This is a genomic window from Roseateles sp. P5_E11 (assembly GCF_054049355.1).
Map to the genome: position 1 here is coordinate 1 of NZ_JBFUMO010000659.1, position 2,973 is coordinate 2,973.

Annotated in this window: 2 protein-coding genes; both read left to right on the top strand. The window is 65.6% G+C overall.

Annotation, left to right across the window (positions count from 1 at the left end):
- The first annotated feature begins 59 nt into the window (after window positions 1-59).
- Window positions 60-845: a hypothetical protein gene (locus tag ACXJKR_RS28720; protein WP_457325740.1), complete on the top strand. Its 786-nt coding sequence runs from the start codon at window positions 60-62 to the stop codon at window positions 843-845.
- A gap of 8 nt (window positions 846-853) precedes the next feature.
- The gene (locus tag ACXJKR_RS28725) at window positions 854-2,800 is read left to right on the top strand and encodes a S9 family peptidase (RefSeq protein ID WP_457325741.1); all 1,947 of its coding nucleotides are present in this window, start codon (window positions 854-856) and stop codon (window positions 2,798-2,800) included.
- Window positions 2,801-2,973: the final 173 nt, after the last annotated feature.

The window sequence follows — 2,973 nt, forward strand, 5'->3', positions numbered from 1 at the left end:
AGAACAACCTGTATTCGCTCGGCAGCGCGCTGGCCGGCACCCAGGACATCGACACCTTCGTGGCGGTGACGGGCATTCCGCACGAGCTGGCCATGCTCTGCGAAGCGCTCGTCTCCGCCGGGATGGAGTTCGTGACCGACCCGGGGCCGCCGCCGACCTTCGCGATCAAGGCTTCGGACAAGGTGCTGAAGTTCGGCATCGAATGGCTCGACGCCATCGAGCCCGGTGTCGACCTGGGCGACGTGGTGCCCAGGTTCATGGCGCAGTTCCTTGAGCATCTGCTTTCGCCAGAGTCGCCCATGGCGCCGCATATCGAACCGCAAGCGCGGGAGGTCGCGAGCCGAATCGCGGGTTATTGGCGGCAAGAACTGGCCGGCGAGATCGTTGACGCCAAGGTCTGGCGAAGCGTGCGAAAGACGGCGTCCGAGGCCTCAGCCTCGCTGACCGACCCTTGGTGCTTCTCCCTGGGAGACGTCCTGGAGGCGTTGGCCTGGCCCGTGCGGGGGCTTGCAGGTGAGTTCGTCGCGATCTACCGATCGTTCGCGCTGGTTTGGACGGGCGTCGTTCAGCGGCCCTTCCTGGACGCCGAGGACCAGGAGAACCAGGTGCTGATGTTCAAGGGCTGGCGCCTTGTTGCACAGGTGAGCAAGGACAGCGATGACAGCGAAGAAGCCGTGCAACGGGCCCTCGAGGCGGCGCCGCTGGAGAAACGTGCGCTGATGTCCGTCGGCGATGCGCAAGTGCGCCAGCGGCTTCGTGAGGGCAAGTTGCGTGCTCAGGAAGCGACCGGCACCGTGGTGCGCCAGCAGATGGAAATGATGCTGGAACTCATCAAGCAGGCGTGAAGAGGACCATGAATCTGCACGACATTCCTTTGATCCCTCGCGCGCTGCTGTTCGGCAACCCGGTGCGAGGAGGCTGCCAGCTCAGMCCCTGCGGCAAGATGCTGGCGTTCATTGCACCCGTCGACGGCGTGATGAACATCTGGGTCTGCGACCTGGGCCAGGACCTGCAGGCGTCCCTTGATGCGGCCAAGCCCATCACTGCCGACCGCGGTCGCGGCATCTACCAGTACCTGTGGGCCTACGACGGCGTCCACCTGCTCTACCTGCAGGACAAGGACGGTGACGAGAACGAGCATGTGTTCGCGGTGCCTGTGGCCGGCGGCCAGACTCGCAACCTCACGCCCTTCCCCGGTGCCCGCGCGTCGTTGCAGCAGGCCAGCAAGAAGCAGCGTGGCGCCGTCTTGGTGACACTGAACCGGCGCGATCCACGGTTTGCCGACCTGTTCCGCCTGGACCTGGGAACCGGTGAGCTGACCCTGGTCGAGGAGAACCCCGGATTCCACGGGTTTGTCGCCGACGACGACTACCAGGTCCGGCTGGCGATGGGTCCCAACGAAATTGGCGGACATGACATCCTCAAGCCCGATGGCGACAAGTGGGTGGTCTGGCGATCCGTTGCAGCAGAGGAAGCGTCGAACACCTGGCCCCAGACGCTGAGCGCCGACGGCAAGACGCTCTACATGCTGGACAGCGGCGGCCGGGACACCGCAGCCTTGTTGCGCTACGACCTGGCCGGAGAAAGCAACGCTGGCGTCTTGATCGCCGAACACGCCAAGGCTGACGTGTCCGGCGTCTGGACCGACGTTGACACCCACGTCCCCCTGGCCTGGACCGTGACGTTCGAGCGGCGCGAAATCCATGTGTTGAGCGAGACGCTGCGGCCCGACGTCGAGTATCTCGACGCGCAGGGCATCGGCGAATGGTCCCTAGCCAGCCGCACGGAAGACGACCAGTCCTGGATCGTCTCGGCAGGGACCGACGTCAACCCGCGCAGCTTCTACCATTTCGACCGCAGGAAGAAGTCGCTGACCAAGCTGTACGACGCCAGGCCCGCCTTGGCCGGCGCGCACCTGGCGCGCATGCAGTCGACGACGGTGAAGAGCCGGGATGGGCTCGACCTGGTCTGCTACCTGACGCTGCCCGTCTTCGCGGACGAGCCACAGACGGCGCTCGCCAGTACCGAGCCGGTCCCCTTGGTGCTTGACGTGCACGGCGGCCCACATGCACGCGATGCCTGGGGCTACAACCCCGTGCACCAATGGCTGGCCAACCGGGGCTACGCCGTCCTCGCGGTCAACTTCCGAGGGTCGACGGGCTTTGGCAAGCGCTTCCTGTCCGCCGGCGATGGCCAGTGGGGCGCCAAGATGGACGACGACCTCATTGACGCCGTGCGCTGGGCCGTGAATCGTGGCATCGCCGATCCGCGGCGGATCTGCATCATGGGTGCCAGCTATGGCGGCTACGCTGCGCTGTGGGGCATGACGGCGCATCCCGATGTCTACGCCTGCGGCGTCGACATCGTGGGGCCGTCCAACCTGGCGACCCTTGCGGCTTCCATCCCGCCCTACTGGGAGGCCGCCAAGGCGCAGCTCTTCCGCATGATCGGCGATGCCGGGACGGAGGCAGGCCGCGCACTGATGAGTGATCGTTCGCCGGTCCACCGCGCCGGCCGGATCCGCAAGCCGCTGCTTATCGGCCAAGGGGCCAATGACCCGCGTGTGAAGCAGGCCGAGAGTGACCAGATGGTGGCCGCGATGAAGGCCAACAGCGTGCCGGTGACCTACGTCCTGTTCCCGGACGAAGGCCATGGCTTCCAACGGCCGGCGAACACCATCCAGTTCAACGCCATCACCGAGAAGTTCCTGGCCAAGTACCTCGGAGGGCGCTTCGAGCCCGTCGAGCCGGGCGAGGTTGACGGGAACACCGCGGTCCTGGTGGAGAACTCGCTGGAGTGATTCGCATAGCGTTTCGCGTGGCCTGTCCCGAGCTGGCTGGCCGTGCGGCTCCAATCCGAATGATTGAAAGGGACCGTCTGTGTATCGTTGGAGTTCGTCGTCGCCGCTGTACCGGCAAGTAGCTGACCATGTGGCGGCCAGCATTCTTGACAGCGGCGCGCAAGGAGTAACGC